General features: G+C 70.4%; 21 protein-coding genes and 1 pseudogene. 10 read left to right on the top strand and 12 right to left on the bottom strand.

Going from position 1 to position 25,926, the window contains the following annotated elements:
• Positions 1-237: 237 nt before the first annotated feature.
• Entirely contained in the window at positions 238-3,093 is a 2,856-nt protein-coding gene (locus tag OO52_RS33830; protein ID WP_078877129.1) for a helix-turn-helix transcriptional regulator, read from the bottom strand.
• Between the two features lie 159 nt (positions 3,094-3,252).
• Between OO52_RS33830 and OO52_RS33825 the strand changes: the two genes are divergently transcribed.
• Complete coding sequence (locus tag OO52_RS33825) at positions 3,253-4,770, top strand: 4-hydroxyphenylacetate 3-hydroxylase family protein (protein WP_030938837.1); 1,518 nt, start codon at positions 3,253-3,255, stop codon at positions 4,768-4,770.
• Positions 4,771-4,790: 20 nt separating this feature from the next.
• On the opposite strand, the gene OO52_RS33820 is transcribed toward OO52_RS33825, so the two are convergent.
• The 6 genes from OO52_RS33820 to OO52_RS33795 all read right to left on the bottom strand — a co-directional run bounded on the left by OO52_RS33820 (position 4,791) and on the right by OO52_RS33795 (position 14,211).
• Positions 4,791-7,010, bottom strand: coding sequence for a helix-turn-helix transcriptional regulator (locus tag OO52_RS33820; protein ID WP_030938834.1), 2,220 nt, complete (start codon positions 7,008-7,010; stop codon positions 4,791-4,793).
• A 217-nt stretch (positions 7,011-7,227) separates the two neighbouring features.
• Positions 7,228-7,716, bottom strand: coding sequence for a flavin reductase family protein (locus tag OO52_RS33815; protein WP_030938831.1), 489 nt, complete (start codon positions 7,714-7,716; stop codon positions 7,228-7,230).
• Positions 7,717-7,839: 123 nt separating this feature from the next.
• Positions 7,840-10,788: a BTAD domain-containing putative transcriptional regulator gene (locus OO52_RS54055; protein ID WP_051847889.1), complete on the bottom strand. Its 2,949-nt coding sequence runs from the start codon at positions 10,786-10,788 to the stop codon at positions 7,840-7,842.
• A 137-nt stretch (positions 10,789-10,925) separates the two neighbouring features.
• Entirely contained in the window at positions 10,926-11,795 is an 870-nt protein-coding gene (locus tag OO52_RS33805; protein ID WP_030938826.1) for a dioxygenase, read from the bottom strand.
• Complete coding sequence (locus OO52_RS33800; RefSeq protein WP_078877123.1) at positions 11,788-12,921, bottom strand: maleylacetate reductase; 1,134 nt, start codon at positions 12,919-12,921, stop codon at positions 11,788-11,790. Before OO52_RS33800 ends, OO52_RS33805 begins: the two co-directional genes overlap by 8 nt.
• Before the next feature lie 408 nt (positions 12,922-13,329).
• Positions 13,330-14,211, bottom strand: a complete 882-nt coding sequence (locus OO52_RS33795; protein WP_030938822.1) for a LysR substrate-binding domain-containing protein — start codon at positions 14,209-14,211, stop codon at positions 13,330-13,332.
• Between the two features lie 70 nt (positions 14,212-14,281).
• Between OO52_RS33795 and OO52_RS33790 the strand changes: the two genes are divergently transcribed.
• From OO52_RS33790 to OO52_RS33775, 4 genes are all read left to right on the top strand, one after another.
• A complete protein-coding gene (locus OO52_RS33790) occupies positions 14,282-15,478 on the top strand; it encodes a thiolase family protein (protein WP_030938820.1) in 1,197 nt (398 codons plus the stop codon).
• Positions 15,475-16,170 carry a 3-oxoacid CoA-transferase subunit A gene (locus OO52_RS33785; RefSeq protein WP_030938818.1) on the top strand — a complete coding sequence of 232 codons (696 nt, stop codon included), beginning with the start codon at positions 15,475-15,477 and terminating at the stop codon, positions 16,168-16,170. The genes OO52_RS33790 and OO52_RS33785 overlap by 4 nt, the downstream gene beginning before the upstream one ends.
• The gene (locus tag OO52_RS33780) at positions 16,167-16,859 is read left to right on the top strand and encodes a 3-oxoacid CoA-transferase subunit B (RefSeq protein ID WP_030938817.1); all 693 of its coding nucleotides are present in this window, start codon (positions 16,167-16,169) and stop codon (positions 16,857-16,859) included. The genes OO52_RS33785 and OO52_RS33780 overlap by 4 nt, the downstream gene beginning before the upstream one ends.
• Positions 16,860-17,268: 409 nt before the next feature.
• Entirely contained in the window at positions 17,269-17,919 is a 651-nt protein-coding gene (locus OO52_RS33775; RefSeq protein WP_030938814.1) for an HAD family hydrolase, read from the top strand.
• A 100-nt stretch (positions 17,920-18,019) separates the two neighbouring features.
• On the opposite strand, the gene OO52_RS33770 is transcribed toward OO52_RS33775, so the two are convergent.
• Complete coding sequence (locus OO52_RS33770) at positions 18,020-18,424, bottom strand: winged helix-turn-helix transcriptional regulator (RefSeq protein WP_030938812.1); 405 nt, start codon at positions 18,422-18,424, stop codon at positions 18,020-18,022.
• 144 nt (positions 18,425-18,568) lie between these two features.
• Here OO52_RS33770 and OO52_RS33765 point away from each other — a divergent pair, with 144 nt between their 5' ends.
• Complete coding sequence (locus OO52_RS33765; protein WP_078877121.1) at positions 18,569-19,441, top strand: SDR family oxidoreductase; 873 nt, start codon at positions 18,569-18,571, stop codon at positions 19,439-19,441.
• Between the two features lie 28 nt (positions 19,442-19,469).
• Here the strand turns inward: OO52_RS33765 and OO52_RS54730 are convergent.
• Positions 19,470-20,535: pseudogene (locus OO52_RS54730) on the bottom strand (IS630 family transposase).
• 71 nt (positions 20,536-20,606) lie between these two features.
• Here OO52_RS54730 and OO52_RS50085 point away from each other — a divergent pair.
• The 3 genes from OO52_RS50085 (at position 20,607) to OO52_RS33750 (ending at position 22,343) form a co-directional block, all read left to right on the top strand.
• On the top strand, positions 20,607-20,750 hold the full coding sequence (locus OO52_RS50085; protein ID WP_231406380.1) for a hypothetical protein: 144 nt from the start codon (positions 20,607-20,609) through the stop codon (positions 20,748-20,750).
• 398 nt (positions 20,751-21,148) lie between these two features.
• Positions 21,149-21,451: a hypothetical protein gene (locus OO52_RS33755; RefSeq protein ID WP_051847887.1), complete on the top strand. Its 303-nt coding sequence runs from the start codon at positions 21,149-21,151 to the stop codon at positions 21,449-21,451.
• A 583-nt stretch (positions 21,452-22,034) separates the two neighbouring features.
• The gene (locus OO52_RS33750; RefSeq protein ID WP_030938804.1) at positions 22,035-22,343 is read left to right on the top strand and encodes a hypothetical protein; all 309 of its coding nucleotides are present in this window, start codon (positions 22,035-22,037) and stop codon (positions 22,341-22,343) included.
• A gap of 162 nt (positions 22,344-22,505) precedes the next feature.
• Here the strand turns inward: OO52_RS33750 and OO52_RS33745 are convergent, their stop codons facing one another.
• Genes OO52_RS33745 through OO52_RS33735 form a run of 3 tightly spaced genes read right to left on the bottom strand, consistent with a single transcriptional unit; the run spans position 22,506 to position 25,304 of the window.
• The gene (locus tag OO52_RS33745; protein ID WP_030938802.1) at positions 22,506-23,528 is read right to left on the bottom strand and encodes an SDR family oxidoreductase; all 1,023 of its coding nucleotides are present in this window, start codon (positions 23,526-23,528) and stop codon (positions 22,506-22,508) included.
• Positions 23,529-23,538: 10 nt separating this feature from the next.
• Entirely contained in the window at positions 23,539-24,258 is a 720-nt protein-coding gene (locus tag OO52_RS48190; RefSeq protein WP_030938800.1) for a DUF998 domain-containing protein, read from the bottom strand.
• Complete coding sequence (locus tag OO52_RS33735) at positions 24,255-25,304, bottom strand: aldo/keto reductase (RefSeq protein ID WP_030938798.1); 1,050 nt, start codon at positions 25,302-25,304, stop codon at positions 24,255-24,257. Before OO52_RS33735 ends, OO52_RS48190 begins: the two co-directional genes overlap by 4 nt.
• Before the next feature lie 76 nt (positions 25,305-25,380).
• On the opposite strand from OO52_RS33735, the gene OO52_RS33730 reads away from it, so the two are divergent.
• The gene (locus OO52_RS33730) at positions 25,381-25,923 is read left to right on the top strand and encodes a TetR/AcrR family transcriptional regulator (RefSeq protein ID WP_030938796.1); all 543 of its coding nucleotides are present in this window, start codon (positions 25,381-25,383) and stop codon (positions 25,921-25,923) included.
• The last annotated feature ends 3 nt before the right edge of the window (positions 25,924-25,926 follow it).

Below are 25,926 nucleotides of genomic sequence, written 5' to 3'. Positions count from 1 at the left end.
CGCCGCGTCGCCGTGTCAGGGCTCGGCGCGGTGCGGTCCCGGGAAGCAGTCGTTCGGGGCTTCCGCGTGGATGTGCGCGTACTGCGCGGATCGCGTTCATGATGCGGTCACTTCCTGATGAAGGACGGTGCCGTTCCGGTGGCCAGGCCGTCGTGACCAGCATCTTCGGTACGGCCTGAGCCGACATCGCCCATTCAAGGGATTATCGCCGCCGGACCATGCCGGTCGGGGCATCGCTCAGTCCGCTCCGTCGGTGGTGACACCACCCTGTTCGATCGCCAACCTGGTGAGTTCTACTCTCGTGTTGATGCCGAGCTTGGCGAAGATGTGCTTCATGTGCGTGTTGACGGTGTGCACGGACACGTAGAGCCGGTCGGCGATGGCCCTGTTGGTGAGGCCTTCCACGACGAGCGGGATCAGTTTCCGCTCGGATTCGGTCAGGTTTCCCCACTCCGGCGGGCTGGTCGTGTGGTGCCGTGGGGCCTCGGTGCGCACGCCGAGCTGCCGAAGGCGCCGTCTGATCCGTTCGTGGTCGCCCAGGGCTCCTGAGGCCGACGCCAGTCGACCCGCCTCTTCGAAGTAGGGGATGGCCGACGCCTGATCGGCCGATGCGGTCATGAGCTCGCCGAGGTCCTCGCAGGCCGCGGCGAGGGCCAGCGGCCTGCCGGAGCTCCGGTAGCCGGTGATGGCGGACGCCAGTGCGGCGGGGTCGCTGTGGAGCAGGCCGTCCACGTGGGCGCGGGCTGCCCCGACGATCTGCTGGCTGTCGTCCCGTGCGGACAGGCCGCGCAGTGCGTCGGACACGGCCTGCGCGACAGACGGGTCCTCGCCGCGCAGTGCGATACGCACGATCCCGGGCCAGTGGGACGGAGGTACCGCCAGCAGCCGTGTCGGCTCGCGGTCCGCGAAGCCGCCTGCGAGTGCCGCTGCCGCGGTGGCATGGCGGCCCTCCGCGTCGGCCAGGCAGGCGCGCGCGAGCGACACCCACAGGCCGTACCGCTGCGTGGCCGTCCCGGAACCGGCTTCGGCGGCACGGAGATGGCCCTTGGCCGCGGCGTGGTCACCGCGTCTGATCTCCACCAGTGCCAGCAGGGAGCGGGCCTGCGGGTGCACTTGAACGATCTCGAGTTCGTCCGCCACCGTCAGACTGGCCTCGGCCTCCACGGCCGCGTCGTCCAGCGCTCCCCGCTCGAGGAGCGCGCAGGCACGGGCGGCATGCCAGTTCGGGAGTGACCAGCCGAGGCCCATCGCCTCCGCTTCACGCTGTCCCTCTCGCAGGATCCGCTCGGTGTCCGCCAGCCGGTCGGTCGCGGTGAGCACCGTGGCCAGCCACAGGGCCGGAATCCGCGGGGGCCGCAGGTGGAGCACGGCGGACTCCGTGCGGGCACGTCGGGTGGCCTCTTCGGCGAGTTCCACTGCGCGGGCCAGGCGTCCGCGGTAGAACGACGTCTGCGACTGGAAAATCATGGCGCTGACGACCAGAGCCGGATCGTGGCTGCGGTAGGCGGCGTCGACGAGCCCGGTGTCCGTCCGCTCGGCACCGGTGATGTCCCCGAGGTACACGTGCCCCGTCGCCTTGGTCTTCAGGAGCCGGATGCGCAGATCGGGCGGCAGCGCGGGAAGGTCCAGTGCCTGCCGGAGGTGTGCCATGGCGGCGGTGTCGTCGCCCGCGGCCTGGTGGATCTCGGCGGCCACCAGGCGCAGGCGTGCCTCCTGCGGCGGCTCAGGACCCTCTGCCAGGGTGGCGTCGACCAGGTCGAGCGCCTCGTGGACCCAGCGAGTCCGGCCGAGGTACCCGGCGGCGTCGGTCAGCAAGGTGATGCGGCGCCGGTCGTGCCGGGGCAGCAGGTCGGCGATCCGCTGAGCGAAGTCCGCAGCCGCGTCAGGGGCCGTCGACGACAGTTCCCGTATGGCGGTGTGCAGCGTGGTCACGGCTTCGTCGTCGACCGGGCCGCCCGCCATGACGACGTGCCAGGCCACCTCCGCCGGACGTGCCCCGGCGTCGCGCAGGCTGTCGGCGGCTTCCCGGTGCAGAGCGGTCCGTACGGCCGGCGGCAGGTTGTCGTGGACAGCCTGCCGTATGAGGTCGTGACGGAACGCGAGTCGCGGGCCGTCGGCCGAGAGCAGACCGGCGTTCAGGGCGGCCTCGACGCCCGACAGCAGGCTGCCGACCTGTCTGCCGAGCAGTCGGGCGGCCGGGCCGAGGTCGAATTCGCGGCCGAGGACGGACCCGATCTGGAGCAGCCGCACGGCGTCCTCCGGGAGCCGCTCCAGGCGCGCGGCGACACTCAGCCGGAAAGCGACGGGGATGTCGTGGTCCAGCAGGTTCGCCACGCCCGCCTCCACTTTGACGGCATCCGTCTCGGCGAAGGAGCGCACCAGTTCGATCGCCAGGAAAGGATTGCCCGCGACGCCGCGCAGCAGCCTGACCAGATCCGGTGACGGCCTGGCGCCGAGCACGTCGGACGCGATGTGCTGCAGCTCCTGCCGCGGCAGGGGGCCGAGCGTCAGCCAACGGGCTCCGAGGCGTTCGAGGTCCGCCCGCACCCTGGCCACGGTCGGCCGCGCCGTCTCCGACCGTACCGCCAGCACCCACAGGATCCGCAGGGCGGCCAGTCGTCCGGGCAGGGTGCGGAGCAGGAAGAGGGTAGCGGGATCGGCCCACTGTGCGTCGTCCACGAGCACCGCTACCGGGGCGCGCTGGGCCCGGTCCTCGAGAGCGTCCGTGATGCTGTCCAACAGCCACAGCCGCTGGTCCTCGGTCGTCGCGGCGGCTCGCCCGGCGGCGTCGGAGGCCTGCAAGGCGGACTGCAGGGCGGCTCCTGCCGCGTACTGGTCGAGTTCGTCGGCCCGTACGGACACCACGTCGAACCCGAACCGCCGCGCCAGCTCGTCGAGCTCGGCGAGCAGCCGGCTCTTGCCGACGCCGGGCGCGCCTTCTACGACGACACAGGCGCCCCGTCCGCCACGCACCGTTCGCAGAGCCTCACGGAAAGCCGTGATCTCGCGCTCCCGTCCCCTGAGGCGCAGCCGGGTCGTGGCCCGGCTCCCGCGGCCACGGACCGGGGCGCCTGCGGGGTCTGTCCTGCCCATGGTGCCAGGATGCCGTACCGCCACCAGCGCCCTCAACGCACACCGCTGGGTGACCGGTGCTTTCACCCGGGTGATCCTCGGCTCCGCGCCCTCCTCTCACCCTGCCGCGAGGCATGGTCGCTGCCATCCGGTTCTCTTGCCCCTGGAGAGGAGCACGACGTGCGTACAGGCAAGGAATACCTGGCGGCGCTGAACGACGGCCGCACGGTATGGGTGGGTGACGAGCTCGTGGAGAACGTGGCCACGCACCCCAAGACCCGGGCGTACGCCCACAGGCTCGCGGAGTTCTACGACCTGCACCACCGTCCGGAACTCCAGGACGTCATGACGTTCGTGGACGAAGACGGCGTCAGGCGCTCCATGACGTGGTTCCAGCACCGCACCAAGGAGGACCTGAGGCGCAAGCGCCGCTACATGGAGACGGTGCTGCGGGAGCTCGGCGGCGGGGCGACCCCGCGGACACCGGATGTCAACAACTACGTGCTGCTGACCTATGTGGACGATCCGGAGCCCTGGAGCAGCCAGTCCGTCGGCACGGACGGCAGGGACCTGACCGAGGGCATCCTCGACTTCTGGAACCTGGTGCGCGAGGGCGACCTCAACACGACGCCGGCGTTCGTCGACCCGCAGACGGACCGCTCACGCGAGTCCGCGCAGGCCGAGTCCCCTGCGCTGCAGGTGGTCGGCACCTCGGACGAGGGCATCACCGTGCGGGGCGTGAAGGCGATCAGCACCGGAGCGGCCTTCGGGGACTGGATCCACATCGGCGTCTTCTACCGTCCCGGCATCCTGCCCGAGCAGATCATCTTCGCGGCGGTGCCGCCCAGCACCCCCGGGGTCACCATCATCTGCCGGGAGAGCAACGTCCGGGACGGCGAGGACGTCGAGCACCCGCTGGCCTCCCAGGGTGACGAACTGGACAGCGTCATCGTGTTCGAGGACGTGTTCATCCCTTGGAACCGTGTGTTCCACATCGGCAACCCCCAGCACGCGTCGCTGTACCCGCAGCGTGTCTTCGACTGGCTCCACTACCAGGCCCTGGTCCGGCAGATGGTGCGCGCCGAACTGATGCTCGGTCTGACCCTGCTGATCACCGAGCACATCGGGACCTACCAACTGCCCCCTGTGCAAACCCGGATCGCCCGGTTCGCCGGCTTCCACCAGACGCTCAAGGCGCACGTGATCGCTTCGGAGGACGAGGGGTTCACCACGCCCGGCGGCCTCTACAAGCCGAACGTCCTGATGTTCGACTTCGGGCGGGCGTTCTACCTCGAGAACATCGCCGGCCTGGTGCACGAGGTCATCGACCTGGCCGGTCGTGCCTCGCTCATCTTCCCGACCGAGGGGCAGTGGCAGCGGCCTGAACTACGGCCCTGGCTCGAGGCGTTGCAGACCGGGCCGGTCGGGAGGCCGCATGACCGGCTGAAGATCAGCCGTGTGATCCGCGACCTGTTCCTGTCCGACTGGGGCGACCGCATCAGCACCTTCGAGAACTTCAACGGCACGCCCCTGCTGGCCATCCGCACCCTCACCATGAAGCGCGCGGAGATGTCGCCGAGCGGCAGCATGGCGGACCTCGCGCGCAAGGTCTGCGGCATCGAGCGTGCGGGCGACGAGCAGAAGGAGACCGCGTACACGGCTCAGGCGGACTACGCCCGTCGTCAGGACGCCTCCTAGCCAGACGGCGCGGGCCCGGGTCAGAGCATGCCGCACTCCCGGGCCCGTGCGACCGCTCCGTCTCTGTCGTGGGCGTCGAGTTTGCGGAAGATCGCTCGTACCTGTGTCTTGACCGTGTTGTGGGACACGTAGAGTTCGGAAGCTATCTCGCGCAGCGTCAGCGGCCCGCACAGGGCACGCAGAACCCGGCGCTCCCTCGCCGACAGGTCCTGGGGGCCGGGCACGGCGGGCTTCACGACCGTGTCCCGGCCGACTCGCTCCAGCAGATCCGTCAGAACCCCTGGCGACTCGCACCGAGCCGCTGCCCGCTCGGCTGCGTCGCGGGCCGCCCGCGCCGCGTCGGCGTTGTGCCGGGCGCTCTCGAGTCGCGCCCGGGCGAAGTGGCACAGGGCGCGTACGTGAGGCTCGCCTCCGAACCGGGGCGAGCCCGCCAGCGCCGCTTCCGCACCGGCCAGAACCCGAGCGGCCTCCTCGATACGTCCCTCTTCGATGAGCAGGCCGGCCCGGCCGACGTAGGCGGGCGCAGCGACGAAGTGCCCGTCCAGACCGGCCGTCGCGACCGCCTGGAGGGCCTCGTCGCTCAGCATGCGTGCCTGCTCGTGCTGTCCGGCCAGCAGCGCGCACATCGCCCGCAGACCCAGTGCGCGGACGAGCGACAGACCGTGCCCTGCGGCATGCGCGTCACGGGTCGCCTCGCCGAGCAACGCCTCCGCCTCCTCGTACCGGCGGCTCCACAGCAGCGCCGTGCCCCGGACCGTACAGGCCAGGGCACGCCATGAGGTCAACGGCGTGGTGGCGGCGACGGCGAGTTCGCCGAGGCGGTCGGCGGTCAGGACCTCGCCCTTGAGACAACAGGCCAGTGCCTCGGCGACGGCCGCCGCATCGGACACCGAGCTGCCTTCGCCGACCGTCTGCGGTCCCCTCTGACGGAGCTGCGCCACGTCCAGCCAGCGCAGGGCCTTTTCCGGGGCGCCTTGCGAGAGAGCCGCCATCGCGGCCACGACGCACAACCTGGCGTCGGCGGCGACCATGCGGGGCGGCAGGAGCTCCAGCCAATGCGAGATGTCGGCACCCCGGCCGGGTGAGATCGCCTTCTGCCAGCCGTCGAGAATCGACGCGACGGCCGCGGACTCGTCGCCGCCCAGCACCCAGTGCCGTACGGCCGCAGTCGTCTCCCCCTGCCGGGAGTACCACTGGGCCGCGGACCGGTGCAGGGATGCGACGGTGTCGGGTCCTTGGAGCATCAGCACCTCGGACAGCAGCGCGGACAGTGCTCGGTGATGCCGGAACGCCGACGGGTCGCCGGCGAGGGGCACGAGCAGCTGCACGGTCCGGGCCAGCTCGCGCAGCAGCACGCCCGCCCGGTCACCGGCGAGGGCCTGGCACGGTCCGACACTCAGCTCGTCGAGCACACTGGTGCGCAGCAGGAACTCGCGCTGTTCGGTGGTGAGCTGGTGGAGCACCTCGGTGGCCAGGTACTCGCTGACCGCCTGACTGCCACGGACCGGACTCCCTTCCCCGTCAGCCCCGTTCGCCGGACGGGCGAGGGCACGCCCCATGATGCACAGTCCCGCCGCCCATCCCTCGGTGGCCTCGTACAGCGCGTTCGCGGTGTCGGCGGTCGGAGCGGAACCGAGCAGATCGGTGAGCACCGCCTGTGCTTCGTCGGCGGTGAAGGCCAGGTCGTGCGGGGCGAGCTCGGAGACGAGTCCACGGGCGCGCAGCACCGGAAGGGGACTTCCGGGGACGTGCCGGGTCGACAGAATGACGCGGAAGCCTCGGGGGATCCTCGTGAGGAAGTCCGCCAGGCTGCCGACCGCGCCGGCGTCCGTGATGGATTCCAGCCCGTCGAGGATCAGTGTGAGCGGTTCCTCCGTGTCCAGGCCGGTCACAAGGCTCGGCAGGATCTCCTCGAGCCATGCGTCAAGTGTCCATTCGTCGCTGTGCAGACGGGCGGACAATGTCGGCCGTACGTGGTGCAGTGCGCGCAGGATGCCGGCCCAGAGCCGGCCCGGTGCGTTGTCGTGGGCGTCCAGGCTGAGCCAGGCGCACTCTCCGCGAGCCGCCCGGCCTTGTGACCACTCGGCCAGCAGAACCGTCTTCCCGGCACCGGCCGGACCGGAGACCACCACCACGGGTTCGGTCGCAGCCTCGAGCCGGCGCAGCAGACGCGGGCGTGTCAGGAGATGCGGGGGCTGGGCCGGAGGACACAGCTTGAACGTCGGCACGGCGCTGGTCATGGCACCTTCCGTGGGGTCGTTGGGACGAGCGGGCAATCCAGGGTCATGACTCGTCTCGCGGAGTGGGGGCATCGCGGTGGTAGGCCTGGCCGAGGGCTGGCAGCGGCCGCCTTCGGGCCGCTGCCACAGGTGCCGGAGAGTTCCGTCCTCGGCGTTCCTGCCGGTCGGCAGGAACGGCTCGATGAACTCCGGTTCCTCACCACGCTCCGGCCATGGGCTATCGGGGATCCCTGAGTGCGCCGAAGCCTCCCGCGAAATAGACCAGCGGCCGGCAGTTCGCCTGGTGCACGCAGTGGCGGACGTCACCCACGAAGATGGTGTGGTCCCCGCCGGGAAGCGCCTCGGCGACGTCGCACACGACAGCCGCGATGGCGTCCCGCAACACCGGCACCCCGTGGTCGCCGACGGTCTCGACACCCGCGAACTTGTCCGGCTTGGACGCGGCGAAGTTCCGTGCCAGGGCCTCGCCGCCCTCGCCGAGGACGTTGACGGCGAAGCGGCCGTGCTCCGCGATCGCGGTCCGCGTGTAGAGGTGGTTGGCGATGCACACGATCAGCTGGAGCGGGTCCAGGGAGAGGGCGGAGACGGCGCTCGCCGTCATGCCGATGGGGTTGCTTCCGGAGAACGTGGTGATCACGCTGACACCCGTGGCGAGCCGGCTCATCGTGGCCCGGAAATCGGCTGTCGTGTCAAGGGTTTCCATCATCGGGACCTCCATTGAAGGGAGTTGGGCCCTCATGCCTGTGGGAAGCGTGCACCGCCAGCTGTTAACGGCGGAGAAATCGCATCGTGCGCCGGACGTCACCGGACGGCCGCACGGTCTGCCGGCTCACCGGCGCAGTCGGTCGACCAGGCGTCTCAGGTCCGCGGACGGCGGCACTTCGATCTCCTTCATGGCGCGCAGATAAGCGCGGTACAGGTCGAGCAGTTCATCGTCCGATCCGGCCGCCTCCGCAGCGATCAGGGCGAGCCGCCAGGCCTGTTCACGGTAGGGATCGCTGTCCAGTACGGCACGGGCGAGCCGACGGGCCTCCCGGACGCGGCCCAGGTGCAGTGCCACGGTCGCCGCGTCCACGCGGGCCTGCAGGAGCGCGGCATCGAGTTCGGCGCGCCTGGTGTCGAGCCAGTGTGTCGAGAGGGAGTCGAAGTAGGAGCCGCGTTCGGCGATGCTCAGCGCGTACTGGAGTGTCTCCCACCGGTGCTCGCCATCCTGCCGTGCCGCTTCTGCCAGCAGTCGCTGCAGGGTCCCTGAGGCGCTAGTGACCGCGGACGCCGGCGTCAGCGTGTACACATCACGATCCTGGAGGAGCGACAATCCGTCGGGCAGCACCTCCCGCAGCCGGTAGACGGCCTGCCTGAGGTAGCTGCGCCCCGTGGCGTCGCTCCGCCCTGGGAAGAGCGCCCGCAGGAGGTCCTGGCGCCTCGCGCTCCCCGCGGGCCGGGACACGAGGAAGGCGAGCAATTCGACGCTCTTGGCCAGACGGGGGTGGAGCTCCCGCCCATCGGCGACCAGCCGCACCGGGCCGAGGTCCTGGAGCGTCAGTCGGGGGACAGCGCACCCACTCACCGGTCTCGCGGTCGAGAGAGCGGACACCAGTTCGTGCCAGCGCGAGGTGTGTGACGGTTGCGCGTCGGCCCGGCGCACGGCGACGGAGGGCATGTCCTCCAGGGCCTGCACCAGCAGATTGCGGGTGCCCTGGGCCGTGGCGACGTCCAGAGCCAGGTCGGCGGCGGCATCCGCGCCGTCCTCGTCGCCGGTGCGCCACAACGCCTCGCTCAAGTAGACGGCCGCCATCGGAAGTGCCAGACCACCATGGCCCGTTCGCATTGCGGAAACCGCCGTGGTGAGGTGGGGCACCGCGTCGTGGTCGCGACCGGCCAGCAGCAGCTCCAGCCCGTGCCAGGTGCCCGCCAGTCCCGCGGTGAACGCGTAGCGCGCGCACCCTCGGCGCTCCGCCTCGGCGAGCGCCCGAGCCGCTCGCGGCAGATCACGATCCAGGCGCAGGGCGAGTTTTGCCTCAAGGAGCAGGCTGAGGATCTCGTACACGCGGGAACCGGTCGCTGCGATCCGCTCCCGGCCCGCCAGAAGTGCGGCCCATGCCTCGTCCCGGCGTCCGAGATCGGACATCAGCTCCGCGGTCTCGATCGCCGCCAGCCAGACGGGGCGCTGTCCGTCTCCGAGCGTCGCGTGCGCCTGCTCCGCCTGGAAGACACGTCCCTCGGCGCGAGCCGCGGCGACCGTCCATGGCGCGCCCGCCGCTCTGTGCCGGGCGCCGGGCGAGTGGTCCTGCAGTTGGCGCAACTGCCCGCTCATGAAGGCGATGCGTGTCGCCATGGCCTCAAGGGGTCCTGTGACGCCGTCGAGAAGGTCCGGGGCAAGCCGGGGCGTGCTGCCGTCCGCCAGAGCCAGCAGAGCCGTGGCGATGTCGTGCGGGTGCCCCGCAGGCATGACGCGCAGGATCTCGCGCGCCCCGTCGGTGCTCCCCACGTGCCACAGACACCACACCAGCAGGGCCAGGTCCTCCGCGCCCCCGGGTTGTCCGGCGAGTTCGCTCCACCACGCTCGACCGTGATGTTCGGCCAAGTGCGCGCCACGCCAGCACTGTTCGAGTCCGAAGGCGACGTGGAGCCCCGCCGCGGCCAAGTTCGGTGTCAGCGGCCGGGGCGCCGGGCGCATGCGGTCGAGCCAGCTCTCGGCGGTCGCGAGGTCGAGTCGGCCCAGTACATCGGGCAGGACGCGTTCCGCGGCGCGTCGGGCGGTGTCGGTGTCGCCGCTCATCAGCAGTTCGGCCACGGCATCCTCGTGGCGCCCCCTGCCCTGGAGCAACGTGGCGTAGGCCCGCCGCAACGCACGCAGAGAGTCCTCGTCCAGGCGAAGGACCTCGCGTTGGAGATACCGGCGGAACCGCGGCAGGGCGACCATGGTGCTGCCGTCGGGGGACCAGGCGAGCGGTAGCCGCCGGCCGCGCAGGGCGGCCATCGTCCGGTCCGGCGACGGCAGTCCGAGGGCGTTCGCCTGCTCGGCCGTCACACCGTCGTCCAGCAGGCTCGTGCGCACGAGCAGCGACGCCTCCGCGGCCGTGAGCTGAGCCAGCAGTTCGACCGCGAGGCGATCGTGCTGTACGGCGGAAACGGAGGAGTCGGCGTCCCACCAGTCGTACAGGACTCCGGTGACCCAGCCCCCCATCGTGTCGACCGGTCGGCGGGGGTCGGTGTCTCGGCCGATGCCCCGAAGGCACTCGGCGGCCTCGGCCACGTCGAAGGCGAGATCCTCGTCCTCGAGGAAGACGACGCGATGGACATCGCCGAGACCCCCGAGGCTCCGCGGCAGATCCTGTCGGGAGATCAGTACCAGCCGCGGCCCTTCCGGCAGGCTCCCCACCAGTGCGGTGAGCAGCCACGCCGCGTCGGTGTCCCCACCGATCGTCTCCACGCCGTCGAGCACCAGCACCAGATCCCTGCCGGCGAGCAGCCTGGCGAGCAGGGCGCCGGCTTCAGCCGCTGTACGCCCTGGCGCCAGTGCAGCCGTCAGTTCGGCCGCCACGGCCGGCACATGGGGCTCGACGGCTGCCTCGAGAAGGCGGGTGAGTGCCGGCCGGCCGACGCCGGAGCCACCGCCGCCGGGGCCACCGCCGCCGGGGCCGGCATCGCCGGGCAGCCCCGGGAGCGACACCCAGGCGACAGGGCTGGACAGTTCCCGGACGGCCTGGACCGCGGCGGTCGTCTTGCCCGACCCTGCCGAAGCCGCCATGACGAGCACCGGGTACCGGTCCAGCAACTGATGGATCCTGTGGACCAGTCTCGGTCGGGGAATGACGTGGCTGGGCAACCGGGGCAGGGCACCGCTCGTTGCACCAGGGTCGCTGCTCCTCATGGATGACCGCCTCCCGACGGTGCGTGTGGCGACCGTGGAGATCAGTCCGCGGGACGGGGTTCGAGGACGAAGGTGTGGCGCAGCACGGTGTACGGCCCGTCGGTCAGCCCGCGGCGGGGTCCGGCGTCGGCCGGGTAGGTGTCGAAGGACTGGACGAGCGACTCCTTGACCCCGAACACCGGATCCGCGTCCAGGTGCGGGTCGTCCGAAGGGAAGAGCATGGTCGTCACGCGCTGGAAGTCCGGAGCGTCGATCAGGAGGTGCACGTGTGCGGGACGCATGAGGGACCTGCCGGTCGCGCTCATGTATTCACCGACCGGCCCGTCACCGGGTATGGGGTAGCTGGACGGTCGGATGGAACGGAAACTGAAGTGTCCGGTCTCGTCCGTCCGGAGCAGAGCGCGCATGGCCGGGTCGACCCGGCCGGGTACGTCCACGTCGTAGTGGCCTTCCGCGTCACTGTGCCAGACGTCCACCGCCGCGCCCGCCACCGGCGCTCCCTCGCGGTTCACGACCTGTCCCTCGAAGAACAGTGGGATACCCGGCAGGCCTCCGGAGATGTCGGCGGCGTCGGGGTGCTGCGGCCGGTCGTCCCTGAAGAAGGGGCCGAGGACACTGTTCTGCGTGGCTCCGGCGGGGCGCCGGTTGTTCAGGGCGTCGACCAGGGTCGTGACGCCCAGTACGTCGGACAGGAGGATGAACTCCTGGCGCGTCGGCGTGCACGTCTGCCCGGTACGGGTCAGGAAGTCCACTCCCCGGGCCCACTCCTCCTCCGTCAGCCGGACTTCGCGAACGAAGGAGTGGACATGCCGCACCAGCGATTCGAGGATCTCCGCGAGACGGGAGTCCTTGGTGTCCCGCATGGTCGAGATCACAGCCTCGGTGATGGTGTCGCTGGTCAGATCACGCACGGCGCGCTCCTGTGGTGGTTGAGTGTTCAGTGCTGGAACGGGACCGGGGATGTTCGTCGGCGGGTGGTGTGTACGGCGGCTCCCCTGCCCAGGCGCGGGTGAGGAAGGCGCGGACCGCGGCCCGATCCACGGGTCGCGGATTCCAGTAGCCGTCCCGCACGATGAGTTCGGCCGCCTGGTCGATGCCCGATTCCGGCATGCCGAGGTCCCGCAGTGCCCTGGGGGCGCCGAGCCGCCCGGCGAAGTCGAAGAGACCGCTCGCGGCGTCCTCCCCCGGCAGCGAGCGCGTCACGCGCGCCATGGCTTCCGGGGCCGACGGCCCGTTGTAGGCGACCACGTGCGGCAGGACGACCGCGTGGGTCTCGGCGTGCGGAAGTCCGAACGTGCCGCCGAGCACATGGCACACCTTGTGGTGCAGGGCCATGCCCACCGTGCCGAGGCACATGCCCGCCAGCCACGCCCCGTACAACGCATCCGCTCGCGCCTCGCCGTCCTCCGGATGCCGAGCGATGACCGGAAGGGCTCGCGCGAGGGCATCGAGGGCTTCACCGGCCAGCAGAAAGGCGACCGGATCCCGGTCCTGTGCGTAGAGCGACTCCACTGCGTGCGCCATCGCGTTGATGCCGCTGACCACCGATACCGCCACGGGCAGGGTGAGCGTCAGGTCGACGTCGTACACCACTGTGTCGAGCAGTGCTTCGGGCAGCCGCCGGGTCGTCTTTCTGCGGCCTTCGGTCTCCCCGAGGACCGGGGTCATCTCCGAGCCGGCATAGGTGGTGGGTAGCCCCAGCTGCGGAAGACCGGTCCGCACGGCGATCGCCTTGCCGAGGCCGATGGTCGATCCACCGCCCACGGCGAGCACGCAGTCCGCGTTTACGGTCCCGGAGTACGCGACGGCCTCCTCGGTGATCTCGACAGGGGTGTGGGGTGCCGCTTCGGCGAAGGACCCCACGGCCGCGGTACCGAGCAGGTCGCGGATCTCCGCCGCCCGGTCCACTTGACCAGGTGTGCTCAGGATGAGCACCCGACGGCATCCGAGGGCATCGACCTCTTCGGGGATACGGCGGCGCGCGCCGCTGCCGAACACCACCTTGGTGACCTGGCCGCGATGCACGAATGTCTTCATGAGAAGTTCCCCAGTCCCGCCGATCCTCCGTTATGGAAGAAAGCGTCGGCAATGCTTTCGTGCGCGTCAACGAATTCCCTGGGTGATGTCGGTGATCGACGTTCGAATACCTCGTTCATGCGACGGACAGCACCGCTCCGACCTCGGTGTGCGGACCGGTATCACCCATCTGCGGTACGCCGGTGGCTGCCAGGTGGGGGGCCATGGAAAGGGGTGTCGGTCCGCCGGGATGGACAAGTGGCCGACATTCCTCGGCGGACACCCTGGATACGGCGACGCCATGTCCATAATCTCCGCACAAATACCTGCGGACATTGCCTACAAAAGCGGCATCCGTAAGCGCCACATTCCCGCCGTCGCCGCCTCCAGCAGCGCGAGCAGCAGGTGGGACAAAGCCAACGCTGGATCTCAGAAGAGCCGGCGAATGACCTCGACCGCGCGAACCAGGTGGGGCTCGTGGCGGTCGGCACGGTGGGCGACGGCGAGTTCGACCGCCGCTGCCGGGCGCACCAGGGGCCGGTAGGCGACACCGTCGAGCGCGAGCGCGGTCACCGGCTCGGGCGCGATCGCGACTCCGAGGCCACCGGCGACGAGGGTGATGAGCGTCGAGGTCTCTCCGACCTCGTGCCGGATGTGCGCCTCGACGCCGGCGCGCCGCAGGACACCGAGCACGACGTCGTGCATGACCGAGTGACGGTCCGCCGAGTGCGTGATCAGGTCGACTCCGGCGAGGTCGGCGGCGCGCACCCGGCTCTTCGCCGCGAGTGGATGATCGGCCGGAAGCGCCACCACGAGGCGGTCCCGGCGCAGGGTGTGGACCGCGAGCGGCGGGCCGGCGGCGGGCGGGCGCAGCAGGGCCACGTCGATCGCGCCGCCGCGCAGCGCCTCCACCTGATCCGGGACGAGCATCTCCCCGCGGAAGGAGAAGTCGATGCCCGGCAGTTCGGTGGCGAGGTGACGCGAGAGCGTAGGCAGCAGGCTGTACGTCGCCGAGCCGACACAGCCGAGGGTGAGGTGGCCGACCGAACCGGCGGCGACCCGGCGTGCGTGGTCGGCGGCCTGGTCGACTTCGGCGAGGATGCCTCGCACCCGGTCGAGGTAGGCGCGGCCGGCGTCGGTGAGGTCGACCCGGCGTGTGGTGCGGTGGAACAGGGCGACGCCGAGCTCGCCCTCGAGCTGCCGGATCGCCTGCGAGAGCGGTGGTTGGGCCATGTGGAGCCGCTCGGCCGCACGCCCGAAGTGGCGTTCTTCCGCGACGGCGAGGAAGTACCGGAACTGACGCAGATCCATAGCCTCAGGATATCAATCGAGCGGGATATGGATACTTCTCCATATGGGCTGCGCGGTCTAGCGTCGAATCATGAACAGTGCATTCCTCTACGCCGCCACGCGGACGCCGTTCGGGAAGTTCAACGGCGCGCTGGCCGGCGTCCGGCCCGACGACCTGGCCGCCACGGCGATCAGCGGCGTGCTCGCGCAGGCACCGGCGCTGGACCCCGCAGCGATCGACGAGGTGGTGTGGGGTAACGCCAACGGCGCCGGCGAGGAGAACCGCAACGTCGGCAGGATGGCCGCGCTGCTGGCCGGCCTGCCGACCAGCGTGCCCGGCACGACGGTCAACCGGCTGTGTGGTTCGAGCCTGGACGCGGCGATGGCCGGCTCCCGATCGATCGAGACGGGCGACGCCGAGGTCGTTCTCGTGGGCGGTGTCGAGTCGATGACGCGGGCGCCGTGGGTGCTGCCCAAGTCGGCGCGGCCCTTCCCCGCGGGCGACGTCACCGCGGTGTCCACGACTCTGGGCTGGCGGCTGGTCAACCCGCGGATGCCGAAGGAGTGGACCGTCTCGCTGGGAGAGTGCAACGAGCAGCTCCAGGAGCGCTTCGGCATCTCCCGCGAGCGTCAGGACGAGTTCGCCGTCCGCTCCCACCGCCTCGCGCACCGCGCGTGGGAGGAGGGTTTCTACGACGCTCTGGTCACCCCGGTCGGTGACCTGGTCCGCGACGAGGGCATCCGCGCGGACTCCACCCCCGAAAAGCTCGCCGCGCTGAAGCCGTCGTTCCGGCCGGACGGCACCATCACGGCGGGAAACGCCTCCCCGCTCTCCGACGGCGCCTCCGCGGTGCTCCTCGGCAGCGAGGCAGCGGCGGCGACCGTCGGCCGCGACCCGCTCGGCCGGATCGTCGGCAGGGGCGCGATGGCACTGGACCCGAGGGAATTCGGCTACGCACCGGTCGAGGCCGCCAACCGAGCGCTCGCTCGCGCCGGGATCACCTGGGACCAGGTCGGTGCGGTCGAGCTCAACGAGGCATTCGCGGTCCAGTCGCTGGCCTGCGTCGACGCCTGGCTCACGGCCGGCCTGCGTGATCCCGGGATCGTCAACCAGCGTGGTGGCGCCCTGGCCATCGGGCACCCGCTGGGCGCTTCCGGTGGCCGGATCCTCGGGGCCCTGGCCGCGGTCCTCAGGGAGCGCCGCGAGCGGTACGGCGTGGCCGCGATCTGCATCGGCGTCGGCCAGGGCCTGGCCGTCGTCCTGGAGAACCTGGAGGTGGCGAAGTGAGCCGCGCGACCGTGCTGGATTCGACCGACGAGGCCGTCGCCGGTATCGAGGACGGTTCCACGGTCCTCGTCGGCGGCTTCGGTCTCGCAGGGATGCCGTTCGACCTCATCGAGGCCCTCATCCGGCAGGGCGCGAAGGACCTCACCATCGTGTCCAACAACGCCGGGAACGGCGACGTCGGGCTGGCGGCGCTGCTCGCGGCCGGCCGGGTCCGCAAGGTGGTGTGCTCCTTCCCGCGGCAGGTCGACTCCTACGTCTTCGACGCGCTCTACCGCGAGGGGAAGGTCGCGCTGGAGGTGGTTCCGCAGGGCACCCTCGCCGAGCGGATGCGGGCCGCCGGCGCCGGGATCGGAGCGTTCTACTGCCCGACCGCGGTCGGCACCGCGCTCGCCGAAGGCAAGGAGGTGCGCACCATCGACGGGCGGGACCACCTGCTGGAGTATCCGATCAAGGGCGACTACGCCCTCATCTCCGCACACCGGTCCGACCCGATGGGCAACCTCGTCTACCGCAAGACCGCCCGCAACTTCGGCCCAGTGATGGCGACCGCCGCCGCCACCACGGTCGTTCAGGTCGACGAGCTCGTCCCGCTCGGCGGACTGGACCCGGAGGCGGTCGTCACGCCGTCCATCTACGTAGACCGCGTCGTCCCGGTCGAGACCCGCCACTACACCGTTCAGGGGGCACGATGACCACCGACGCCACCGACGCGTCACGCTCGGCGTCCGGGAGCGCTGCGCCGGTCACCACCGGCCGTCCGCTCAACATGGACGAGGTGGCCGCCGTGGTCGCGCGGGACATCCCGGCCGGCGCGTTCGTCAACCTCGGCATCGGCCGGCCCACCAGGATCGCCGACCACCTGCCCGAGGAACTCGGCGTCGTCCTGCACACCGAGAACGGCATGCTGGGCATGGGGCCGAGGGCCGAGGGCGCCCAAATCGACCCCGACCTCACCAACGCCGGCAAGGTCCCGGTCACCGAGCTTCCGGGAGCGGCGTACTTCCACCACGCCGACTCCTTCGCCATGATGCGCGGCGGCCACCTCGACGTCTGCGTACTCGGCGCCTACCAGGTCTCCGAGCACGGCGACCTGGCCAACTGGCACACCGGCGAACCCGATGACATTCCCGCCGTCGGCGGCGCGATGGACCTCGCCATCGGAGCCAAGGACGTCTACGTCATGATGACGCTCTTCACGAAGTCCGGTGCGCCCAAACTGGTCCGGCAGTGCACCTACCCGCTCACCGGCATCGGGTGCGTCAGCCGTGTCTACACCGAACTCGCCACCTTCGACCTGCGGCCTGACGGCGTCCACGTGCGGGAAACCTACGGCATCACCTTGGACCAGCTGCGCACACGGCTCGACATCGAGCTGCAGTGACCTCCTCGGGCCCGCCGCGCTCGCGCTCGCGCTCGGAACTGCCGGTCCCGCAGTCGAGAGGATCGGCGAGGCCCGGTCAGCGAGAGAGCGGCGTTCGCGTGCCCGGGAGACAGGCACGAACCGTTGCCTGGCTCAGCGCCGTGGTCCGGGGGTCCTGTCGGATTCTCACGCGTGCGGTGTCACACCTGCCCACCGTCCCGGTCGAGAGCAGCGCCTGCTCACCGTGACCGCTCCCGCGGCGGCCGGACTGTGTCTGGTGACGCTGGACCACATCGACATGCAGGCGCTGATGCACGCCGCCGGCGGCACCGAAGTCGACTGATACGAGGAGCGGTTCTTCCCCCGTGCAGGCAGCGGAGCATGAGACAGCAAGGCGGCCGGCGGACTCGGCCGGGTAGGGTCCGTGTTCGTGAGACTCGCGATCTTCGACTTGGACGGCACCCTGGTCGACCGCACCAGCGCCTTCGCCGACGCCATAGCCACCCTCAGCCGTGACCACCGCTACGGGCCCGAGATCGAGAACTGGCTGCTGACCGAACTCGCCGACCGCGCCGAGCGGGCCGACTTCGACCGCCTGCGCGCTGCCTTCCCGATCGCCGAGACCAGCGATCACCTCTGGCGCGTATACGTCGACCGCATGGCGTCCGCCGTCACCTGCCGCCCCGCCGTGCTCACCGCGCTCACCCGCCTCAAGGACGCCGGCTGGAGCATCGGAGTCGCCACCAACGGGGCCAGCGACATCCAACGCGCCAAAGTACGGGCCACTGGACTTGCCGACCTGATCGACGGTATCGCCGCCTCCGGCGACATCGACGTCCGCAAACCCGACCCCAGGCTCTTCGAACTCGCGGCCGCTCGATGCGGCACCCAACTCACCACCGGCGACTGGATGACCGGCGACAACCCCGAAACCGACATCACAGGCGGCTACAACGCAGGTCTGCGCACCATATGGGTCCGTGGCCGCACTTGGCCCGACGGACTCCGCACACCCCACCACACCGTCGACGACGTCGCCGAGGCCATCGACTACCTCCTCACCCACTCCCCGGAGTACTGAGGTTGAACTCGTGATGTCGCCGGGTGGCTTAGGCGGGTCTGATGGTCGGGCCGGTCTCGGCGAGGCGGCCGTCTATGACCAGACCGCTGGCCGCCGCTGACTACCTGGTGCGCTCAGTGCGGTCGTCGTACTCTTCGCGGGCGGTGATGACTTCTTCGATGTGCAGCACGGACCACTCCGTAAGCGCCTTCAGCGGTTCCCGTAGCGTCTGGCCGAGCGTGGTCAGCTCATACTCCACGTGCGGCGGCACCTCTGGGTAGACGGTCCGGCTGACCAGCCCGTCGCGTTCGAGGGTGCGCAGCGTCTGGGTGAGCATCTTCTCGCTCACGCCCGCCAGCGCCTGCCGGAGCTGGCCGAACCGGGAGGTCCCGTTCCGGCCGAGTTCGCCGAGCACGAGGACCGCCCACTTGCTGCCGATCTGGTCGAGCAGGTCCCGCGACGGGCAGCCGCGCTCGTACGGATCGAATGACCGCATGGGCCCGGTCACATTCTCGACAGCAGCCATACGGCTCACCTCAATGCTTTCGCTGCGGTAAGTACCCTACCAAGAAGTGGCTGCTCCCCAACAGAGAGTGTGCAGGTCATTCTGTGTTCCATCCCGCGGCGGACAGACCGCGGCAGGCGTGCGAGGCACGCGCGGAAGGAAGGAATGACCATCATGCCGATCGTCGTCACCGGAGCCACCGGCCAGCTGGGCAGGCTCACCGTCGAGGCACTGCTGCGGCGCGGGATCCCGGCCGCGGACATCATCGCGACCGGCCGGGACATCGCCGGGATCAATGATTTGGCCGACCGGGGCATCACGGTACGCCGCGCGGACTTCGCGGACACCGACGGCCTGGCCGAGGCATTCGCGGGGGCGGAAAGGCTGCTGCTGATCTCGGCCTCGGTCCCCGTGGGCGAGCGGGTCGCCAACCACCGCCGCGTGATCGACGCCGCGGCGTCCGCAGGCGTGTCGCTGGTGGCGTACACGAGCACGACGCACGCGGACACGGCCACCACCGTCATCGGTGCCACGCACGGCGAGACCGAGGCGTATCTGCGGGACCGCGGAATCCCCAGCGTGCTGCTGCGCAACGGCTGGTACCTGGAGAACTACACCAGCCAACTGCCGCAGATCCTGCAGAACGGCGCGGTCGTCGGCGCCGCAGGCAAGGGGCGGATCAGCGCCGCGTCCCGCGCCGACTACGCCGAGGCCGCAGCGGTCGTCCTCAGCGCTGAAGGCCACACCGGCGCCGTGTACGAGCTCGGCGGCGACGAATCCTTCACCCTGACTGAGCTCGCCGCCGCGATCTCCGCTGCGGCCGGAAAGCAGGTTACCTACGCTGACCTCCCGGTGGCCGACTTCGCCCAGGTACTGGCCGCCGCGGGCCTACCCGCCGAGCTGGCGGAGGTCCTCGCTGACGCTGACCGCGGCATGAACCGCGGCGAGATGTACACCGACTCTGGCGACTTGCGCCGCCTGATCGGCCGCCCGCCCGTGACCCTGGCCGAGGCACTCGCGGCCGCCCTGCATCACTGAGGTTGAACTTGTGATGTGGCCGGCTTGCTCAGGTGGGTCTGATCGTCAGGCCGGTCTCGGCGAGGCAGCCGTCTATGAGTTCGCTGCGGTACTGGATGTGCCGTAGGCCGCGCCGGATGCGCTGGACGAGGTGTTCGGGGGTACTGAAGGCGACGTTGGAGAGCCAGCCGCGTCGCAGGAGGGACCAGATCCCCTCGACTGGGTTGAGGTCGGGTGCGTAGGGCGGCAGATAGTAGATGGTCAGCCAGTCCCGGGCCTCGGCGAACGTTTGCAGGTCGGCGGCCTTGTGGACGTTGAGGTTGTCCCAGACGAGAACGATCGGGCCGCCGAGCTGCTGGTGTGCTGCGATCAACAGGTCCCGGTAGTCGCGCCAGGAGAAGCTCTTGCGCCCATCGCGACGGCCGTCGTCATGGCGGGGCCGGTAGATGAGCCTGGATCGGTGACCGGGTTTGTAGCAGGTCAGCGCGGCGATGGAGATCCGTCTACGGGAGCGGCCGCGGACCCGAACCACCGGGGTCCGGCCGCGCTGTGACCAGGTCTTCGCGTGCGGCGGCGTCATGGAGAATCCGGCTTCGTCCTCGAAGACGAGCCAGGCTCCACGGGCCGCCGCGAGTCTTCCGCGCAGGGCCACACCTCCTTGACCCACCCGGCCACCACCCCGTCGTCCCGCTCCATGGCCCGTCGGGCCGGGACCTGCCAGGACCAGCCGTTACGCGCCAGCAGTTTCCGCACGCCCTGGATCGTGTAGGCCATGTGAAAGCGCCGACCGATCACCGTCTTGATCCGCGCCAGTGTCCAGCGCTAGTCCTCCCAGCCGTGCGCGGCCGGCCCCTTGGCCAGCTCCGCCTCCAGCTGCGCGAACTGCTCCTGGCTCAGCCTCGGCAGCGATGCCGGCCCCTGCGACCGCAGGGGCCGCGGACCGCCCTCGTCCCACTTCTGCCGCCACCGTTGTACCGAGCGGACGTTGACGCGCAGAGCCTTGGCGATGACCGAGCTCGCCTCGCCCTGGGCGAACCGCTCGGCCGCCTCGAGCCGTAACTCCTCGCGGAACTCTGCCGTTCGGCAGTCAGCCCGCCTCCTTGCGGATATCGCATGCTCCGGTGATACCGCACGGACGACGAGCCATCAGCCCCTACGACACCACGAGTTCAACCGCAGTAGACCCGTGCCCCACCGACCGACCGTCGGCTTCCTCCACCCCGGGAGCACGGGGGCCGCCGTCGCCGCCTGCGCCCTGGCCAACACGGCCGCAGTCCTGTGGCGCACCGAGCGCGCCGGCAACAGCACCACGCGGCGACGCGCCGACTAGGCTGGGCGTTGCCGTCCCGGTGGTCTCCCCCGTACCACTGGGACGCTGTACTTCGACGGCTCGGAACCGGTGTGCGCAGAGCGCGGCGCCTCCGGCATCGACGCGATGGCCTGGCGCCCATGACGAACGGGCTCGTTCCGCCGCGACCTGAGCTGCGCACTTTCCTGCGTTGGCCGGCGCGCGCGACCATCGCGGGTCTTACGCTGCGTGAGCAGTCGGTGCCGCTGGCGAGACGCCGGACAGAACTTCGACGCCCGGGATGTCCCGGTAAGTGTGGGGCGCGTGCGGAGCGGGTATGCGCGCCCCCTGGCGGGGTCGCACCACTGCCGGAACACCCCGTCACGCGTTGTCCCACCGAGACCGACAGGGCGACGCGGCCCGGCACGAAGGAGAAGATCATGCGGATGACTGGACGGATCGCGATCGTCGGCGCGTCGGCGCTTCTCGCCGCAGGCGCCGTGGCGCTTGGCGGCGGTCCCGCGATGGCGGCCACGGCCCAGACGCCCGAGCACCATCCGGCCGCCGGCGTGCCGCGTGACACCGACCACTCCAGCGACCGCGACCGTGCCGCCCGGCAACCCATGGACGCGTGGATCGCGGACCAGCTGGCGACCTTCTGCCCGTCGTCCCAGCATCGGCTCGCGGTGTTCGACCCCTGGGTCAAGGACCAGCTGGCAATGTTCGAGAAGACCGGCCGGTGAGCTGGGCGGCGGTCAGGCTCCTCCCCTCCCCCGGCCGCCGGTCTCGGCGAGCCCGCCTCGGACAACCCCGACAGGGGACGGTAGTCGAAAAGATCAGCCAAGACGTCGGGCGTCGTGGACCGAGGCGGGCGTCTCGCTGCTACGGCGGGTGGGCGTCCGTATGCCCCGGTGGCTCGGCGGCGTGGTCACCAGCACCCTGGCCCTGGCAGCGACCGATGTGGGGGCGCGTGACCTACGGGATCGTGTGATCGCCTCCGCGTGATCGGCCGCGCAGGCGCCCGGGCGCACGCGCCTGTTCTCCCCGCTCGTCTGCCGCGACTGCCTTTCGTCCCGACAGCTTTCAGCACCGGTCGGCCGTCAGCACTGCTCCGCCGCCAGGGCGCAGGGTTGTGAGCGGTCGGCCAGTAACCGGAGAGATCTCGTATTCGTCGGTGCCGGCGCACCGGTGCGCCGATCGGGCGCGGGAGGGTTCACGGGCCGAGGTCGCCCGTCCGGACGACACCGGGATGCAGTACCCGCACACTTCCGTACGGTCGTTTGCAGGGCTGGAACACCCTCCGACCTGCCTATGAGGAGCCGCGCCATGCGTCGCATCAGCTCGACACTCACCATATCCGCGGCCGCCGGAATGCTTGCGCTCACCGTTCCCGGATCGGCGTTCGCCACGAACGGATTCCTCCGCATCGACGGAATCGTCCACAACAACCCACTGGGCTGTTACGAGGTCGCTCAGCTGTCCACCGTACTCAACTTCACGGACGTTCCCGTCCGCGTCCACAACGTCCCGGGGTGCCAGGGCAACGTCGTCCAGATCATTCCCCCCGGGCTGGCATCGCAGGTGCCCGGGACGCACAGCATTCTCGTCAAAGACCCGTTCAGCCCCCCGAGGTGACTCGCACCGCGGTCGCTGTCCGGTACCTGACCGCGCCCGTTAGAGGCCGCCCGACCCGGCTGGACGAGCCGATGGTGCGCCGCGCGTTGTGGCAAGGCTTGGAACTTCCCGGACTGTCCGCCGGGCCCAGCTAGCGGGCCGGGGGAACGACTCCCGAGCCGGTCACTTCCCGATGCCGTGGGCGAGGAGGCTCTCTGCCGTCTCGGCGATGGTGTCCTCGATGGGACGCGCCCGCCACCCCAGGAGGCGTTCCGCCTTGGCGCTCGTGGCGTCGAGGTCCCGGCCGAGCTGGTGTCTCAGCAGTCGCAGTTCGGGGTTCACGATGCCCAGCGCGTGTGTGAGCCACACGGGCAGTTCACGGGTCGGGGCCTTCGCGGCGTGCTCGCCCAGGCGGTCACGCAGAATGCGCGCGATGTCGACGAGGCGCAGGCTGTGCCCCGCGATCGCGAGGAAACGCTCGCCGGCGGCCGCCGGATCCGTCATCGCGCGCAGATGCAGGTCCGCGACGTCGCGCACGTCGACGTAGCCCATCCCGAAGGGAGGGCACGCGGGAACCCGTCCCTCGAGCATTCTGCGCACTAGGCGCAGGGATGGCGGGTCGTCCGGACCCAGCAGTGGTCCGAGGACCCCCACGGGATGAACCGCCGCCAGTTCCAGGCCACCGCCTTCGTCTTCGATGAACTGCCAGGCGGCACGCTCGGCGAGCGTTTTGGACCGCTGGTAGGGCGGGATGTCGCTGTCGATGTCGGTCCAGTCCTCCTCGGTGAACGGGGTCGAGCGCGGCGGATGCCCGATCCCGACGGCTCCGAAGGCGCTCGTCAGGACGACGCGGTCCACGCCGGCGTCGCGGGCGGCGCGCAGCACCCGCAGGACGCCCTCGCGCGCTGGGACCACCATCTCGTCGTCGTTCGCCGGTGCACTGCGCAGGGTCGGCGAGGCGACGTGGAGGACGAAGTCGCAGCCGGCGACGGCTTCGTCCCAGTCGTCGGGGTGTTCGAGGTCGGCGCGTACGACCGTGAGGCGGTCGTCCTGGAACGACTGGGCTGCGTGGAGCCAGGAGCGCAGTGCCGGCTCTCGCCGCAGGTCGCGGACTGTGGTGCGGACGGTGTACCCGGCGTCGAGCAGGGTCAGGACGCACCAGCTGCCGATGAATCCTGTCCCTCCGGTGACCAGTACCTGTGTCATCTGTGTCTCCTCAGTTCGCGATTTGTGCTTCGAGTGGTGTCGGCGGGCGCGTCGCATGACGTCGCCGGGCGGCGGCCAGGCTGCTTCCGAGGAGGGTGTGGCCGATCATGATCGGGTAGATCACTGCGCGTTCCAGCATGCCGATGTCCCACATCCAGCCGGTGAACACGTCGGCCATGAAGAGGGGGAACGCGGTCAGTCCGACGGTGCCGAGTGCGATGCTCGCGATCGACCGGCTCCTCCCGAGGCCGATGCGGGTCCCGCTGACTCCGACGCCGATCGCCATGATGTTGCCGGCGAGCATGACGCCCTGAGCACCGAAGGTGTGGAACGCGATCAGGCCGTTGTGGACGTTCGCGTCGGAGCCCTGGAAGACACCCACGAGCGAGACCCCGACGCCGGCGACGACGGCGAGGATCAGGATGATGATCGGGCGGGTGCCCTCGCGCGGGTCGAACACGAGGAACGCGCCCACGATCAAGAGGATGCCGTAGATCACCCAGCCGGTGTCCATGACGGCGCCGAGGGGGGAGTTGGCGACTTGTCCGAACGCGGTCTGTGGCGGGCCGGTCAGGCCGAGATGGCTGACCCAGTTGTACAGCGGCGCATACGGCGGGTCCTGCCAGGCGGCGGCGGTGACGAACTCGGCGAGCCAGGACACGAGCGGGCCGAGCAGGATGAGGAGGGCTCCGGTGCGAGCAGCCACGCCGGAGCGGACGATGGGGTTCATGAAAGGGCCATGCCGGGGACGCGCCGGCGGATGGCCTCCATCTCGGCCTCGTCCGAGACGCCCTGCCAGTCGTACCGCGGCGTGTACGGGGCTTCCAGGGCGCGTACCTCGTCGTCGGTGAGCTCGATGTCGAGGGAGCCCACGGCCTCGTCGATCTGCCGGATCGAGCCGGCGCCGACCAGCGGCGCGGTGACGACCGGCTGGCGTCGCAGCCAGGCGAGCGCGACCTGCGCACGGCTGGCGCCGTGGGCGTCCGCCACCTGCCCGACCGCGTCGATGATCGCGTGGTTGGATGCCGCCTGCTCGGGCGAGTAGAGCAGGTCCGCGTACGCTCCGTCCGTCTCGGAGCGCACCGTCGACCTGGCGTCGTCCCAGCCTCGGGCGAGCCGGCCGCGGGCGAGCGGCGACCAGATGATCGTGCCGACGCCCTCGTCCAGGCACAGCGGGATCATCTCCCGCTCCTCCTCCCGGGCAAGGAGGTTGTAGTGGTTCTGCATCGAGACGAAACGCGCCCAGCCGTTCTGCTTCTGCAGGTGCAGTGCCTTCGCGAACTCCCACGCGTGCATGGACGAGGCGCCGAGGTAGCGGACCTTGCCGGCCTTCACGAGGTCGCTGAGCGCCTCGAGCGTCTCCTCCCAAGGGGTGGAGTGGTCGTTGCGGTGAATCTGGTAGAGGTCGATGTAGTCGGTGCCCAGGCGGCGCAGCGAATGGTCGACCTCGGTCATGATCGCCTTACGCGACAGTCCCCGTCCGTTCGGTCCGAGGCGCATCGGATGACGCAGCTTCGTGGCGACGACCACGGCATCGCGGTCGGCGAAGTCCTTGAGCGCGCGGCCGAGGATCTCCTCGCTGGTCCCATTCGAGTACATGTTCGCGGTGTCGAAGAAGTTGATCCCCGCCTCCAGCGCGTGCCTGATGAGCGGGCGCGCCTCCTCCTCGCCCCTCGACCAGACGGGGTGGCCCCGGTCGGGCTCGCCGTAGGTCATGGCGCCGATGGCGATCGGTGACACGTCCAAGCCGGTGGTGCCGAGCTTGATGTACCGCATGATGCTCCTCTAAAGTAAGCGGAGAGGTCTCCATATAACGTAGTGGAGAACTCTCCACTTAGCAAGGTGAGGTCCCGTGGTCCGTTCAGACGCGCGCGAGAACAGGGCGCGCATCCTCCAAGCCGCCCGCGAAGCGCTCGCGGAGGACGGCAGCGCGTCGATGAACCAGATCGCCCAGCGCGCCGGCGTCGGCCCGGGCACCCTGTACCGCAACTTCCCCACCCGCGAAGCACTCGCCCTCGCCGTCTACCAGGACGAGGTCACACGCATCGTCGGCAGCGTGCCGGGGCTGCTCGCCGAGCTGCCGCCCCTCGAAGCGCTCCGCCACTGGACGACCGACCTCGTCGAAGCGATGCGCCGCAAGCACGGCCTCGGCGACGCGCTCAGCCCCGGCGCGCACCAGGCGATCAGCGAGCAGAGCTACGGACCGGTCATCGCCGCGATCACGGAGCTGCTCGACGCCGGCAAGAAGGACGGAAGCATCCGCACCGACGCCGACCCCGGCGACTTCCTCCAGCTCACCGGGGCACTGTGGCGCGCCGCGTCCGGTCCCGAAGACCGGTCGCCCCGCATGCTCGCGCTCATCCTCGACGGGCTCCGCACACAGCCGCAGCGGTAGGAG

Origin of the sequence: Streptomyces flaveolus, from assembly GCF_000716535.1 — a bacterium.
In the GTDB taxonomy this organism is placed as follows: domain Bacteria; phylum Actinomycetota; class Actinomycetes; order Streptomycetales; family Streptomycetaceae; genus Streptomyces; species Streptomyces flaveolus_A.
This window is presented reverse-complemented; position numbering and strand designations above follow the sequence as displayed.